We start from the raw sequence: 14,234 nt of genomic DNA, 5'->3' as shown, positions 1-14,234 counted from the left end.
GGGGCCGCGCTCGGCGGCAGTGCGATCGAAAGCCGGTATTTTAGCCTGTGTCGTGGCGAAAACGATCCTGCCCGTGTGGGGCGCGTTCGGGGACAGAGCTGGCAGGCAGGAGAAGCGGAGTTGTGGGGAGCGCGGGCGCCGGGGCTGGAATTGCTGGAGCGGGCCTGCCCGCGAATGCAGCGCCCGAGAAGGCGCCGCTTGCGGGCAGGCCCACCCCTGCAGCCAGCTTTACACCGGGTCGTCCAGGGTGCCCGGCATGTGGTGTTCGCCGACGCGTACGATCTTGAGCGTGTTGGTGCCGCCGGCACTGCCGATCGGCTCCCCGATGGTGAGCACGATGAGGTCGCCGTAGTCGACCACGCCTTGCTCGAGCAATACCTGTTCTGCCTCCCACAGGAGCACGTCACGGTCCTGGTGAGTCTGGCTCATCAGGAGCGGATGGACTTCGCGGTAGAGCGTCATCTGGTTGCGCGCCGAGACCTCGGGGGTGAGCGCGTAGATCGGCACGCCGGCGATCAGGCGGCTCATCCACAGCGCGGTGGAACCGGTCTGCGTCAGCGAGGCGATCGCCTTCACCTTGAGGTGGTAGGCCGTCCAGATCGCCGCCATTGCGATCGACTGGTCGATGCGGGTGAACACGCGGTCGAGCATCTCTCGGTCAAGCCCGGTGTCGTAGGACTTCTCCGCCTCCAGGCAAACGCGACTCATCGCCTCGATGACCTCTACCGGGAACTTTCCGGCGGCGGTCTCGGCTGACAGCATCACCGCGTCGGTGCCGTCGAGCACTGCGTTGGCCACGTCCGAGACCTCGGCGCGGGTGGGCACCGGGCTGGTGATCATGGATTCCATCATCTGCGTGGCGGTGATGGTGAGCTTGTTGCGGTCGCGCGCAGCGCGGATCATCTTCTTCTGCAGGGCCGGCACGGCGGCATCGCCCACCTCCACGGCCAGGTCGCCGCGTGCCACCATGATGCCGTCCGAGGCGTCCAGGATCTCCTCGAGGTTGGCTACGGCCTCGGTGCGCTCGATCTTGGCGATCAGCAGCGCCGAGCTGCCCGCCGCGCGCATCAGCTGGCGCGCCATGTACATGTCGGCTGCGCTCTTGGGGAAGGACACCGCCACGAAGTCCACCCCGATACGGGCGGCGGTGCGGATGTCGTCCATGTCCTTGCCGGTCAGCGCGGGAGCGGTGAGGCCGCCGCCCTGACGGTTGATGCCCTTGTTGTTCGAGAGTTCGCCGCCCACCTTCACTAGGGTGTGGATCTCGTGGCCGAGGACGCGCTGCACGATCAGCTTGAGGCGGCCGTCGTCGAGCAGCAGGATGTCACCCGGCTTCACGTCCTTGGGCAGATCCTTGTAGTCGAGGCCCACGCGCTGGACGTTGCCCAGTTCGCAGCGTGCGTCGAGGATGAAGGGGGCGTCACGGGTCAGTGTCACGCGGCCTTCCTCGAACCTACCGATGCGGATCTTCGGTCCCTGCAGGTCGGCGAGGATGCCGACCGGCCGGCCTGCCCGCGCGGATGCATCGCGAATGGCTTCCGCGCGCGTCACATGGTCTTCCGGCTTGCCGTGGGAGAAGTTCATGCGCACCACGTCGAGGCCGGCGTGCACCATGCGCTCCAGGGTGTGCAGGTCGGACGAGGCGGGGCCGAGGGTGGCGACGATCTTGGTATGGCGGGACATCCGGGCTGCTCCGGTCGGTTGGCTCCCGGCATTCTAGCAGTGCGCCATGCACGATCGCTGCCGTGCGATCCCATGGGCTGCCCCCGCAGGGCGCCCGGACGCAAGCGCGGCGCCTGAGCATTCGAGAGGAGCCCTGCACCCGTTCCGGGTGGGTCTATTGTGCGTTGCAACAAAAGCCGGTATAGAGTATCGCCATCCGCCTCCTTTCCTTTGCGGGCGCCCGGCGTGCCCCCTGCCGGATGCCTGCCTGACCGATGACTTCACCGCTTCCCGGATTCCGTTCCGCATCTTCCCCCTGGCCTGCCCGTCTCGATGTGTTGCAGAGCCTGTCGGGGCTCGCGCTCGCGCTCTTCATGTGGGTTCACATGGGCTTCGTTTCCGCGATCCTGATCAGCGAGGATTTCGCCTGGAGCGTGGCGCGGTTCTTCGAGGGCTACTTTTTCCTGCCGCGCCCGCAGGCCTGGCTGGTGTCCGTCTTCGTTGCGGGGATCACATCGCTGCTCGCGCTGCATGCGCTGCTGGCCCTGCGCAAGTTCCCGGCCGACTGGCGCCAGTACCGTATCGCTGCGCGGCACGGCAGCCGGCTGCGCCATGGCGACACCACGTTGTGGTTCGTGCAGGTGGTGACCGGCTTCGCGATGTTCTTCCTGGCGCCGGTACACCTGTACGCGATGTTCATGCACCCCGAACTTATCGGCCCGTATGAGTCCGCCGACCGGGTGTGGACCGGCGGTTTCTGGCCGCTGTACCTTGCGCTGCTGTTCGCGGTTGAGGTGCATGGCAGCGTGGGGTTATATCGGTTGGCGGTGAAGTGGGGGTGGTTCGAGGGTCGCGATGTGCGTGTGAGCCGGCGCCGGCTCAAGATCGCGATGTGGGCGCTGATCGCCTTCCTGCTCACCCTCGGTCTGACTACGCTGATGGCGGAGATCCGCCTGGGCATCGAGCATGCACCGCGTGCGGGTGAGCGCTATGTGCCGAGCTGGCAGCGCGGGGTGGATTCCGGAGCATTGCGGCAATGAGGATCGAATACACGGACGTGCTGGTTGTGGGTGGCGGGCTGGCCGGACTGCGCACCGCGGTGGGCGCGGCGCGGCGTGGGCTGCGGGTCGAGGTGCTGTCGCTGGTACCGGCCAAACGCTCGCACTCCGTCGCGGCGCAGGGCGGCATGCAGGCGAGTCTGGGTAATGCGACCAAGGGCTTGGGCGACAACGAGGATGTGCACTTCGAGGACACCGTGCGCGGTTCGGACTGGGGGTGCGACCAGCTTGTCGCACGCATGTTCGCCCACATGGCGCCCAAGGCGGTGCGCGAGCTCGCGGCCTGGGGGGTGCCCTGGAACCGGGTGCAGCGCGGCGCGCATGAGGTGGTGATCAACGGCGAGCGTGTCACGCTCACCGAACGCGATGAGGCCCATGGCCTGATCACCGCGCGCGACTTCGGCGGCACGCGCAAGTGGCGCACCTGCTACACCGCCGACGGCACCGGCCATACCATGCTCTATGCGCTCGGCGATCGCGCGGTGGCCGAGGGCATTCCGGTGCGCAACCGCAGTGAGGCGGTGGCGCTGATCCACGAGGGCGGGCGTTGCCAGGGTGTGGTGGTGCGCGATCTGGAGAGCGGCGAGCTGTACGCCATGCTCGCTGCGGCCACAGTGATCGCCACCGGCGGCTTCGGCCGCATCTGGGGGATTTCGACCAACGCGCTGATCAATGAAGGCATGGGGGCGGCGATTGCGCTCGAGACCGGGGTGGTACGCCTGGCCAACATGGAGGCGGTGCAGTTCCATCCCACAGCGATCGTGCCTGCCGGCATCCTCGTCACGGAGGGCTGCCGCGGTGACGGCGGTCTGTTGCGTGACGTCGATGGCCACCGCTTCATGCCCGACTATGAGCCGGAGAAGGCCGAACTGGCCTCGCGTGACGTGGTCTCGCGCCGCATGGCCGAGCACATGCGCCGCGGCAAAGGCGTGAAATCCGCCGCCGGCGAGCACCTGTGGCTGGACATCGCGGTGCTCGGCGCCGCCCACATCGACCACAAGCTGCGCGAGGTGAAGGACATCTGCCGCCACTTCCTCGGCATCGACCCGGCGCGCGACTGGATCCCGGTGCGTCCGACCCAGCACTACTCGATGGGCGGCATCCGCACCGACCACCGCGGCGAATCGCCCTCGCTGCGCGGCCTGTTCGCGGTGGGCGAGGCGGCGTGCTGGGACCTGCACGGTTTCAACCGTCTGGGCGGCAACTCGCTCGCCGAGACGGTGGTGGCGGGCATGCTGGTGGGCGAGTACGTTGCCGATTTCGTTGCGTCGCACGCCGGCGCCTTGAAGTTCTCGCCCGGACTCGCGCGCGAGTTCGTCGGCCGCGAGCGCGCCGCCCTGGAGGCGATCGCTGCGCGTCCGGTGCCCGCGCCGGGCGGGGACACCGTGGCCTCGCTGCGGCGCGAGATGGAGGTGACCATGACCGAGCACGTCGGCCTGTTCCGCAATGAGACCGGGCTGCGCGCAGCGGTTGCGACGCTGACCGACCTGCATGCGCGCGCGCAGCGGGTCGGCATCGCCAGCCGCCATCTCGACGCCAACCCGGAACTGGTGGCCGCCTACCGCCTGCCGCGCATGCTCGCGCTCGCGCTGTGCGCGGCGCAGGGCGCGCTCGAGCGCCGCGAGAGCCGCGGCGCGCATGCGCGCGAGGACTACCCGGCGCGCAACGACCGCGACTGGCTGCGCCGCACGCTGGCGTGGTGGCCGACGGGGGGCGCCGCGCCGGTGCTGGAGTACGAGCCGATCACGGTCGAGCACATGGAGCTGCCGCCCGGCTTCCGCGGCTACGGCACGCGCAACATCGTCGAGCACCCGGCCACCGCGCTGCGCGAGGCCGAGATCGAATCCATCCGTGCCCGCCTGGAGGGCGCCGGGCGCAGCCCCCTGCAGGCCGCGCTGCTGGATTTCCGCATGCGCCTGCCCGAGCGCTATCGCGGCGACAACGAACGCCTCGCCGGCATCGAAGAAGGAGCGCCGCGATGAGCCGCCGCCTGAAACTCTCCATCTTCCGCCACAACCCGCGCGACCCCAAGAGCGTGCCGCGCCTGGTCGACTATGAGCTCGACGAGCAACCGGGCATGACGCTCTTCATCGCGCTCAATGCGATTCGCGACACCCAGGCGCCGGACCTGAACTTCGATTTCGTCTGCCGCGCGGGGGTGTGCGGATCGTGCGCGATGGTGATCGACGGCCGCCCCGGGCTGGCCTGCCGTACGCTGACGAGCACCTTGCCGGCATCGTTCAGCTTGTATCCCCTGCCGGTGTTCCGGCTGGTGGCCGATCTTTCGGTGGATGTGGGGAGCTGGATGCGCGAACTCGCCGAGCGCCTGCAGACCTGGGCCCACCTGGATGGCGAGCCCGATCTTGATTGCCTGGAGGCGCGCATGGAGCCGGCGCTGGCCGAGGAGGTCTACGAGCTCGATCGCTGCATCGAGTGCGGCTGCTGCATCGCCGCCTGTGCTACCGCGCAGATGCGCGAGGGCTTCGTCGGTGCGGTCGGCCTCAACAAGGTCGCGCGCTTCCGCCTCGACCCGGCCGACACGCGCGACGACGCCGACTTCTACGAGCTCGTCGGCAACGATGCAGGGATCTTCGGCTGCATGAGCCTGCTGGCCTGCAACGACCTGTGTCCCAAGGAGCTTTCGCTACAGACTCAGCTCGCCTGGCTGCGGCGCAAGATGGCGGGGCAGGGCGTGCGCTGGCTGCGCCGGGCTTGAAGCGTCGCCATGACGAAAACGGCCGCCCCTGTGAGCGGCCGTTGCGCGGTGTCGGTGCAGGCCTCAGTCCTTGAAACGTGCTTCCAGCGCTGCGATCGCGGGCAGGGTCTTGCCTTCGAGGAACTCGAGGAAGGCGCCGCCGCCAGTGGAAATGTAGCCCACGTCGTCGGCGATGTGGAATTTCGCGATGGCTGCCAGGGTGTCGCCGCCGCCGGCGATCGAGAAGGCTTCGGAGTGGGCGATGGCCGAGGCCATCATCTTGGTGCCGCCGGCAAACTGGGGCAGTTCGAACACGCCGACCGGGCCATTCCACACGATGGTGCCGGCGTGGGCGATGATCTCGGACAGCTTGGCGGCGGTGCGCGGGCCGACGTCGAGAATGCGGTCGTGCGGGCCGACCTCGTCCACCGAGATGCGGTTCGCGCGCGCCAGGGCGGAGACTTCGTCGGCGACGACGACGTCTACCGGCAAGGGCACTTCGGCGCCGCGCGCCTTCATCATGTCCATGATCGCCTGCGCTTCCTTGACCAGCTCGGGCTCGGCCAGCGACTCGCCGATCCGCTTGCCGGAGGCGAGCAGGAAGGTGTTGGCGATGCCGCCGCCAACGATCAACTGGTCGACCTTGTCGGCGAGCGAGCGCAGGATGGTCAGCTTGGACGACACCTTGGAGCCACCGACGATCGCTACCAGCGGGCGCTTGGGGTCGTGCAGCGCCTTGCCGAGTGCGTCGATCTCGGCGCCCATCAGGATGCCGGCACAGGCCACCGGGGCGAAGCGGGCGATGCCGTGGGTGGTCGCTTCGGCGCGGTGGGCGGTGCCGAAGGCGTCATTGACGTAGAGGTCGCACAGCGCGGCCATTTTCTTCGCCAGTTCCTCGTTGTCCTTCTTCTCGCCCTTGTTGCAGCGGCAGTTCTCGAGCAGGACGACCTCGCCCGGTTTCACCTCGAAGCCGCCTTCGACCCAGTCGCCGACCAAGCGCACCGGACGCTGCAGCAGCTGGCCTAGGCGTACCGCAACCGGCGCCAGGGTGTCGTCGGGGCCGACCGTGCCCTCGGTGGGGCGGCCGAGGTGGGAGGTGACCATGACCGCGGCGCCATTCTCCAGACAGAACTGGATCGAGGGCAGCGACGCGCGGATGCGGGTGTCCTCGGTGATGTTGCCGGCATCGTCCTGCGGCACGTTGAGGTCGGCGCGGATGAAGACCTTCTTGCCGCGCACGTCGAGGTCGGTAAGTTTCTTGACTTGCATGATTCGCTCGTTCCCGGAAAAACGCCCTGCGTGGCAGGGCGTAGATGGTTGGCGGTTCTGGACCGGCTTGCCTGGCGCTTACTTGGCGTTATAGAAAGCGCGGGCAGCGTCTAGCATACGGCAGGAGTAGCCCCACTCATTGTCGTACCAGGCCAGGACCTTGACCAGCACGGAGCCGTCTTCGCCCTTGATGACGCGCGTCTGGGTGGCGTCGAAGGTGGAGGACACGGTGGTGTGGTTGAAGTCGGACGACACCAACGGCTCGTTATTCACCGCGAGGATGCCCTTGAGCGGGCCGTTGGCCGCGGCGGTCATCAGCTCGTTGATCTCTTCCTTGGTGGTGGCGCGCTCGGCGGTGAAGGTGAGGTCGACCAGCGAGACGTTGATGGTGGGCACGCGCAGGGCAAAGCCGTCGACCTTGCCGACGAGCTGCGGCAGCACCAGGCCGACGGCCTTCGCGGCGCCGGTCTTGGTGGGGATGATGTTGGCAGCGGCGGCACGCGCGCGGCGCAGGTCCTTGTGGCGCACGTCCACCGTGACCTGGTCGTTGGTGTAGGCGTGGATGGTGGTCATCAGGCCCTGCTTGATGCCGACGCTGTCGGCCAGGATCTTGGCGACCGGGGCCAGGCAGTTGGTGGTGCACGAGGCGTTGGAGACGACGGTCATGTCGCTGCGCAGCACTTCTTCGTTAACGCCCATGACGATGGTGGTGTCCACGTCGTCACCGCCCGGGGCGGAGATCAGCACGCGCTTCGCACCCTGGTCGAGCAGGGCCTGGGCCTTGGCCTTGGTGGTGTAGGCGCCGGTGCATTCAAGCAGCACGTCCACGCCGTGGCTACCCCAGTTCACGCCCTTGGGGTCCTTGGTGGAGTAGAAGGGGATCTTCTTGCCGTCGATGATGATGCAGTCCTCGCCCTCGGTCTCGACCGAGGTCGCGAAGCGGCCGTGGGTGGTGTCGTACTTCAGCAGGTGGGCGTTGGTGGCCAGATCGCCGGAGGCGTTGATGGCGACCACTTCGAATTCGTTCTGCAGGCCCTGCTCGTAGATGGCACGCAGCGTGCAGCGACCGATACGACCGAAACCGTTGATGGCGACCTTGATGCTCATCGATGCTTCTCCCTGGAATGAGGATAAAGATTGAAAACCGGGTGTGCGTCCTTGTTGCTGCCCCGCCGGCAGGCGCCGGGTCGAGCCCTGATGTGCAGCGGGAGCGGTCCGCTTCCGGAGCCGCTCCCGCGCCTGGGTCTCGTCAGAGCACCGCTTTCACTGCCTGCACCACCGCATCCGCGGTGATGCCGAAATACTTGAACAGCTCGCCGGCCGGCGCCGACTCGCCGAAGCGGTCGATGCCGATCACCCGGCCTTCAAGGCCCACGTACTTGTACCAGCCGTCGGTGCAGCCGGCCTCGACCGCGACGCGCGGCAGGCCGGCGGGCAGCACGCTGGCCTTGTAGGCGGCGTCCTGGCGGTCGAAGATGTTGGTCGAAGGCATGGACACCACGCGCACCGCCACGCCTTGTTCGGCCAGGGTCTTCTGCGCCGCCATGGCGAGTGCAACTTCCGATCCGGTGGCGAGGATCACCGCCTGCGGCGTGCCGCCGGCCGCGTCCGCAAGCACATAGCCGCCCTTGCGGATTGCAGCGACCTGTTCCGCCGTGCGGGTCTGGAAGGGCAGGTTCTGGCGTGAGAAGCACATCGAGGTGGGGCCATCCTTGCGCTCGATCGCGCTTGCCCAGGCCACGGCGGACTCGGTGGTGTCGCAGGGGCGCCATACGTCCATGTTGGGGATCAGGCGCAGGGTGGCGGTCTGCTCCACCGGTTGGTGGGTGGGGCCGTCTTCGCCGAGGCCGATCGAGTCGTGGGTGAACACGAAGATCTGGCGCACCTTCATCAGCGCGGCCATGCGCAGGGCGTTGCGCGCGTACTCGCTGAACATCAGGAAGGTGGCGGTGTAGGGGATCAGGCCGCCGTGCAGCGCGACGCCGTTGGCGATCGCCGCCATGCCGAACTCGCGCACGCCGTAATACACGTAGTTGCCGCCGCTGGTTTTGCTGACGCCCTTGGCGCCCGACCACAGCGTGAGGTTGGAGCCGGCGAGGTCGGCAGAGCCGCCGAGCAGCTCGGGCAGCTTGGGCGCGTAGGCTTCGATGCTGTTCTGGCTGGCCTTGCGGGTGGCGATGGTCTCGGCCTTGTCGGTGACCTTGGCGAGCACCGCGGCGACGTGGGCATCCCAGTCGGCCGGCAGCTCGCCGGCCATGCGGCGTTCGAACTCGGCGGCGAGCTCGGGGTGGGCGGCACGGTAGGCGGCGAAAGTGGCGTTCCACTGGGCCTCGAGCGAGGCGCCCTTGGTGCGTGCGTCCCAAGCGGCGTAGACGTCGGCCGGGATCTCGAAGGGCGCGTGGGTCCAGCCGATGTGGGCGCGGGCAGCCTCGATTTCGGCCGCGCCGAGCGGGGCGCCGTGCACGTCGTGGCTGTCCTGCTTGTTGGGGGCGCCGGCGCCGATGATGGTCTTGCAGCAGATCAGCGTCGGGCGCGAGGGGTCGGCCTTGGCCTGCTGGATGGCAGCCTCGATCGCCACCGGGTCGTGGCCCTGCACGTCGCGGATCACCTGCCAGCCGTAGGCCTCGAAGCGCTTGGGGGTGTCGTCGGTGAACCAGCCCTGCACATGGCCGTCGATGGAGATGTCGTTGTCGTCGTAGAAGGCGACGAGCTTGCCCAGGCCCCAGGTGCCGGCGAGGGAGCAGGCTTCGTGCGAAATGCCCTCCATCAGGCAACCGTCGCCGAGGAAGACATAGGTGTTGTGGTTGACGATCTCGTGGCCGGGGCGGTTGAACTCGGCGGCGAGGATCTTCTCGGCGAGCGCCATGCCGACCGCGTTGGTGATGCCCTGGCCGAGCGGGCCGGTGGTGGTCTCGACGCCAGGCGCGTAGCCGTATTCGGGGTGGCCGGGCGTCTTGCTGTGCAGCTGGCGGAAGCGCTTGAGCTCCTCGATTGGCAGGTCGTAGCCGGTCAGGTGCAGCAGTGCGTAGATCAGCATGGAGCCGTGGCCGTTCGACAGTACGAAGCGGTCGCGGTCGGCCCACTTGGGGTTGGCCGGGTTATGGCGCAGGTGATGGCGCCACAGCACCTCGGCGATCTCGGCCATGCCCATCGGCGCGCCCGGGTGGCCGGAGTTGGCCTGTTGCACGGCGTCCATCGCCAAGGCGCGGATCGCACCGGTGATGGGGTTGAAGACCGGGGGCTGGACGTTGCGGGTCGGCTGCATGCTGTTCTCGGGCCGGAGGCCACCATCGGAAAAACCGGAATTATCCCTTAAAAGGCCCCGGGGATGCCAACGCTGTGCCGCACTATCAAGGCGGCCCAGAGTGGGAGGATCGCTGCAGGCTTTTGGATCAGGCGTACTGCCGGCGGCGCTCCATGAGCCTCCAGATGAGCGGGGTCAGGATCAACTGCATCGCCAGGTCGAGCTTGCCACCCGGAATGACGATGGTGTTGGCGCGGCTCATGAAGGCATCGTGGATCATGCGCAGCAGGTAGGGGAAATCGACGCCGCGTGGATCCTTGAAGCGGATCACCACCATGGACTCATCCTGGGTCGGCACGTCGCGCGCGATGAACGGGTTGGACGTATCGACCACCGGCACGCGCTGGAAGTTGATATGGGTGCGGGCGAACTGGGGCACGATGTAATGCACGTAGTCGTGCATGCGGCGCAGGATGGTGTCCTGCACGGCCTCGGGGGTGTAGCCGCGCAGCTTGGTGTCGCGGTGCAGTTTCTGGATCCACTCGAGGTTGATCGTCGGCACCACGCCGATGAGCAGGTCGACATGGCTGGCGATGTCCACTTCCTCGGTCTGCACCGCACCGTGCAGGCCCTCGTAGAACAGGCAGTCCGTCCCGACCGGAAGATCCTCCCATTCGGTGAAGGTGCCCATGGGCAGGTTCCAGCGCATCGACTGGGCTTCGTTGTGGATGTAGTAACGGCGGCGGCCGGTGGCGGCTTCGCCATAGGCGCGAAACAGGCGTTCGAGCTCGGAGAGCTGATTGGCTTCGGGGCCAAAGTGGCTGATGCCGCGCTGGCCGACCCGCTCCGCGTCCTCGATCAGCGTCTTCATCTCGTCGCGGGTGTAGCGGTGAAAGCTGTCGCCCTCGACGATGGCGGCATTGACATTCTCGCGGTGAAAGATCGCTTCGAAAGTGTGCTTGACCGTCGTCGTACCCGCGCCGGACGAACCGGTCACGGCGATGATCGGGTGCTTCAGGGACATGATGGGCTCCGTCGCAGGCGCAGGGTCGGATAAGCGGCGCGCGGGCGCCGCAGGCGGTTCGGTGTGGCGGGGTTCAGGAGTGCGCCTTGATCCAGTTCGACCAGTCGGTGAACAGGGCGGGCGAGGCGGCGGCGATCACGCCGCGCTTGATCGCGGGGCCGGACATCAGCGCGCCGCCGTCCAGTGCCTCGGCAATGCCGCCCGCCTCGGCCAGGATCAGGCGTCCGGCAGCGTAGTCCCACAGCATCTGCCCGCCATGCACATACACGTCGAGCCGGCCGGCGGCGACGAAGCACCATTCGAGCGCGCTCGAACCGAAGTTTCGCTGCGAGTAATAGGGCGGCCGCACCGCCAGTTCGTCGCCGAGGTGATGGCTGATGCGCTTGAAGTCCACCCCCGCCACGGCGTCGCACAGGCTGGTTGCGCCGGCGCGCAGGGGCAGTTCGGTGCCGTTGAGATAGGCCCCCGCGCCGCGCGCGGCATAGAAGGACTCGTCGGTGATCGGGTTGTAGACCACGCCGATCACCGGCTCGTGGTGGATCAGATAGGCGATCGATACCGCGAACAGGGGGATACCGTTGGCGAAGTTGGTGGTGCCGTCGATCGGGTCGATGCACCACATCCCGCGCGCACCCTCGTTCCACACGGTTGCCTGCTCGGCGGCGCTCATCTCCTCACCCAGCACGGCGCCCGGGAGGAACTGCGGCAGTGCCTCGGTGAAGCGACGCTGTGAGGCGAAGTCGGCTTCGGTGAAGAGCGAGCCGTCGGCCTTGCGATTGCGCGCCGACTTGAGATAACGGGGAAGGATCTCGTCGCGCGCGATGTCGCGAACCATGGATTCCAGGGCGCGTGCGCGCGCCAGGCGCTGGGCTGCTGTAGGCATCGGGGCCTCCTGGCCGCTCGGGCGGCCTGTGCTGAGGCCTATAATCTTACGATGATTTCACGCTTCCACTTTCCTGGTCGCCTGCCCGAGGCGGGTGAGTTCGAGTTGCCCGAGGCGCTCGCCCATCATGCGGCGAGGGTGCTGCGCCTGCGCGATGGCGAGGCCGTGGTGCTGTTCGACGGCCACGGCGGCGAGGTCGATGCGACGCTCGCGATCCACGGAAGGCGGGTTTCGGCGCGGCTCGGTGCGCGGCGAGATACCGAGCGCGAGTCGCCTCTGGAGGTGGTGCTGGTGCAGGCGCTCGCGTCCGGCGACAAGATGGACTGGGTGGTGCAGAAGGCGGTCGAGCTGGGCGTGAGCGCGGTTCAGCCGGTGCAGGCCGAGCGCTCGGTGCTCAGGCTTGCTGGCGAGCGTGCGGAGAAGCGCGCCGCCCATTGGCAGCAGGTTGCAGTGGCCGCATGCGAGCAATGCGGGCGCAACCGCGTGCCGGTGGTGCTGCCGGTGCTGGGCCTGCCGGCCTGGCTGGCAGGCCACCGCGGTGGGCTGAACTACGTGCTTGCGCCGGGCGGTGCGGCCGGCTTCGCCGACGAGCCGGCGCCTGCCGGATGCGTACGTCTGCTGGTTGGGCCGGAGGGGGGCTGGAGCGAAGCGGAACTGGCGGCCTTCGATGCGGCCGGCTGCCGGCGCGTGCGGCTGGGGCCGCGCATCCTGCGCACCGAAACGGCCGGCCTGGCGGCGATCGCTGCGATGCAGGCGCGCTGGGGCGACTTCTGAGCCGCCACTGCGGCACCACTGCAGCACTACGAAAAGGGAGAAGCTGATGTTCGAATCCGCCGAACTCGGCCACCACACCGACCCGGAAACCTTCGATGCCGCCGTCCCCGGGCTGCGTGCCGAACTGCTCGATGCGCAGTTCGATCTGCTCGATCTCAAGCAGTTCGCGGTGGTCGTGCTCATCAACGGTGTCGACAAGGCCGGCAAGGGCGAGACGATCAATCTGCTCAACGAGTGGATGGATCCGCGTCACATCGAGACCTGGGCCTTTGATACGCCCACCGCAGAAGAGTCCGATCGCCCCTTCATGTGGCGCTTCTGGCGCGCGCTGCCGCCGCGCGGCAGGATCGGCGTGATGTTCAGCAACTGGTACACGCAGCCGATCCGCGACCGTGTGGAGAAGCGCAGTGGCAAGGCCGAACTGGATCAGCGCCTGGACGAGATCCGTCGCTTCGAGGCCATGCTCGCGCACGAGGGCGTGCTGCTGATCAAGTTCTGGTTCCACCTCTCCCGCTCGGCGCAGAAGAAGCGCCTGAAGGACCTGGAGAAGGACGAGCGCACGCGCTGGCGTGTGACCGAGCGCGACTGGAAGTACTTCGAGCTCTATGATCGCTACCGCGAAGTGGCAGGTCACGCCCTGCGCACGACCAGCACCGGCGAGGCGCCGTGGCTGATCGTCGACGGTTCCGATCCGCGCTTTCGCACGCTGTTCGTCGCACGCACGCTGCTGGCCGCGCTGCGCAGGCGTCTTGATGCGGCCTCGCAGCACTGGATGCCGCGCCTGTCCGCTGCGCCGCTGCCGCCGTGCATCGATGGCCTGAACGTGGTCGACAGCCTCGAGCACCCGCGCATGAAGCGCAAGGAGTACGACGAGCTGCTCGAACCCCTGCAGGGGCGCCTGGCCTTGCTCACGCGCTCGGAGGTCTTTCGCCAGCGCAACCTGGTGCTGGTGTTCGAGGGCATGGATGCAGCGGGCAAGGGCGGTGCGATCCGTCGCGTGGTGGGGGCGCTCGATGCGCGCCAGTACCGCATCGTGCCGATTGGCGCGCCCACCGAGGAAGAGCGCGTCCAGCCATACCTGTGGCGTTTCTGGCGACATCTCCCGCCGCGCGGCAAGGTGGTGATCTTCGACCGCTCCTGGTATGGCCGGGTGCTGGTGGAGCGTGTGGAGGGGTTTTGCTCGGAGGCTGACTGGATGCGTGCCTACTCCGAGATCAACGACTTCGAGGAGCAGCTGGCCGATGCCGGAGCAATCGTGGTCAAGTTCTGGATGGCGATCACCAAGGATGAGCAGCTCGAGCGTTTCAAGGCGCGCGAGACCGAACCGCACAAGCGCTTCAAGATCACCGCCGAGGACTGGCGTAACCGCGAGAAGTGGGACGATTACCGTCGTGCCGTGTGCGATATGGTCGATCGTACCAGCACCGAGCGCGTGCCCTGGACGCTGGTCGAGGCAGACGACAAGCACCATGCCCGCATCAAGGTGCTGCGCACCCTGTGCGAGCGGCTCGAGGCGGAGCTCGGCTGATCGCCCGGCCGCGTTCGGGCTAGAATCCGCACATCCGATTCCGTATGTGCCGGCGAAGTCCCGCCGGCCGCTTTCCTCGTGGTGACCGTGTGAGCAA

Annotated in this window: 11 protein-coding genes; 5 read left to right on the top strand and 6 right to left on the bottom strand. The window is 67.7% G+C overall.

Annotation, left to right across the window (positions count from 1 at the left end; genetic code table 11):
• Positions 1 to 228 precede the first annotated feature (228 nt).
• Complete coding sequence (gene pyk / locus ACUH78_RS09975) at positions 229 to 1,683, bottom strand: pyruvate kinase (protein ID WP_445333373.1); 1,455 nt, start codon at positions 1,681 to 1,683, stop codon at positions 229 to 231.
• 254 nt (positions 1,684 to 1,937) lie between these two features.
• Between pyk and ACUH78_RS09970 the strand changes: the two genes are divergently transcribed.
• The 3 genes from ACUH78_RS09970 to ACUH78_RS09960 are packed head-to-tail and all read left to right on the top strand — an operon-like array spanning position 1,938 to position 5,436.
• A complete protein-coding gene (locus ACUH78_RS09970) occupies positions 1,938 to 2,702 on the top strand; it encodes a fumarate reductase cytochrome b subunit (RefSeq protein ID WP_418364927.1) in 765 nt (254 codons plus the stop codon).
• Positions 2,699 to 4,702, top strand: coding sequence for a fumarate reductase flavoprotein subunit (locus ACUH78_RS09965; protein ID WP_418364928.1), 2,004 nt, complete (start codon positions 2,699 to 2,701; stop codon positions 4,700 to 4,702). Before ACUH78_RS09970 ends, ACUH78_RS09965 begins: the two co-directional genes overlap by 4 nt.
• The gene (locus ACUH78_RS09960; protein ID WP_418364929.1) at positions 4,699 to 5,436 is read left to right on the top strand and encodes a fumarate reductase iron-sulfur subunit; all 738 of its coding nucleotides are present in this window, start codon (positions 4,699 to 4,701) and stop codon (positions 5,434 to 5,436) included. The genes ACUH78_RS09965 and ACUH78_RS09960 overlap by 4 nt, the downstream gene beginning before the upstream one ends.
• Positions 5,437 to 5,499: 63 nt before the next feature.
• Here ACUH78_RS09960 and ACUH78_RS09955 read toward each other — a convergent pair whose 3' ends face one another.
• From ACUH78_RS09955 to ACUH78_RS09935, 5 genes are all read right to left on the bottom strand, one after another.
• Positions 5,500 to 6,684: a phosphoglycerate kinase gene (locus tag ACUH78_RS09955; protein ID WP_418364930.1), complete on the bottom strand. Its 1,185-nt coding sequence runs from the start codon at positions 6,682 to 6,684 to the stop codon at positions 5,500 to 5,502.
• A 78-nt stretch (positions 6,685 to 6,762) separates the two neighbouring features.
• Complete coding sequence (gene gap, locus ACUH78_RS09950; protein ID WP_418364931.1) at positions 6,763 to 7,791, bottom strand: type I glyceraldehyde-3-phosphate dehydrogenase; 1,029 nt, start codon at positions 7,789 to 7,791, stop codon at positions 6,763 to 6,765.
• 142 nt (positions 7,792 to 7,933) lie between these two features.
• The gene (gene tkt, locus ACUH78_RS09945) at positions 7,934 to 9,949 is read right to left on the bottom strand and encodes a transketolase (RefSeq protein ID WP_435749671.1); all 2,016 of its coding nucleotides are present in this window, start codon (positions 9,947 to 9,949) and stop codon (positions 7,934 to 7,936) included.
• Positions 9,950 to 10,076: 127 nt separating this feature from the next.
• Positions 10,077 to 10,952, bottom strand: a complete 876-nt coding sequence (locus ACUH78_RS09940; protein WP_418364933.1) for a phosphoribulokinase — start codon at positions 10,950 to 10,952, stop codon at positions 10,077 to 10,079.
• 73 nt (positions 10,953 to 11,025) lie between these two features.
• A complete protein-coding gene (locus ACUH78_RS09935; RefSeq protein WP_418364934.1) occupies positions 11,026 to 11,835 on the bottom strand; it encodes an inositol monophosphatase family protein in 810 nt (269 codons plus the stop codon).
• Between the two features lie 51 nt (positions 11,836 to 11,886).
• Here ACUH78_RS09935 and ACUH78_RS09930 point away from each other — a divergent pair, with 51 nt between their 5' ends.
• On the top strand, positions 11,887 to 12,609 hold the full coding sequence (locus ACUH78_RS09930; RefSeq protein ID WP_418364935.1) for a 16S rRNA (uracil(1498)-N(3))-methyltransferase: 723 nt from the start codon (positions 11,887 to 11,889) through the stop codon (positions 12,607 to 12,609).
• A gap of 46 nt (positions 12,610 to 12,655) precedes the next feature.
• Positions 12,656 to 14,137, top strand: a complete 1,482-nt coding sequence (pap, locus tag ACUH78_RS09925) for a polyphosphate:AMP phosphotransferase (RefSeq protein ID WP_418364936.1) — start codon at positions 12,656 to 12,658, stop codon at positions 14,135 to 14,137.
• The last annotated feature ends 97 nt before the right edge of the window (positions 14,138 to 14,234 follow it).

This window comes from Thauera sp. ZXT1-4 (assembly GCF_052598215.2).
This window is presented reverse-complemented; position numbering and strand designations above follow the sequence as displayed.

Coding starts and splice junctions, on each gene's coding strand:
- pyk (WP_445333373.1), bottom strand. CDS start 1,683: ATGTCCCGCCATACCAAGATCGTCGCCACCCTCGGCCCCGCCTCGTCC.
- ACUH78_RS09970 (WP_418364927.1), top strand. CDS start 1,938: ATGACTTCACCGCTTCCCGGATTCCGTTCCGCATCTTCCCCCTGGCCT.
- ACUH78_RS09965 (WP_418364928.1), top strand. CDS start 2,699: ATGAGGATCGAATACACGGACGTGCTGGTTGTGGGTGGCGGGCTGGCC.
- ACUH78_RS09960 (WP_418364929.1), top strand. CDS start 4,699: ATGAGCCGCCGCCTGAAACTCTCCATCTTCCGCCACAACCCGCGCGAC.
- ACUH78_RS09955 (WP_418364930.1), bottom strand. CDS start 6,684: ATGCAAGTCAAGAAACTTACCGACCTCGACGTGCGCGGCAAGAAGGTC.
- gap (WP_418364931.1), bottom strand. CDS start 7,791: ATGAGCATCAAGGTCGCCATCAACGGTTTCGGTCGTATCGGTCGCTGC.
- tkt (WP_435749671.1), bottom strand. CDS start 9,949: ATGCAGCCGACCCGCAACGTCCAGCCCCCGGTCTTCAACCCCATCACC.
- ACUH78_RS09940 (WP_418364933.1), bottom strand. CDS start 10,952: ATGTCCCTGAAGCACCCGATCATCGCCGTGACCGGTTCGTCCGGCGCG.
- ACUH78_RS09935 (WP_418364934.1), bottom strand. CDS start 11,835: ATGCCTACAGCAGCCCAGCGCCTGGCGCGCGCACGCGCCCTGGAATCC.
- ACUH78_RS09930 (WP_418364935.1), top strand. CDS start 11,887: ATGATTTCACGCTTCCACTTTCCTGGTCGCCTGCCCGAGGCGGGTGAG.
- pap (WP_418364936.1), top strand. CDS start 12,656: ATGTTCGAATCCGCCGAACTCGGCCACCACACCGACCCGGAAACCTTC.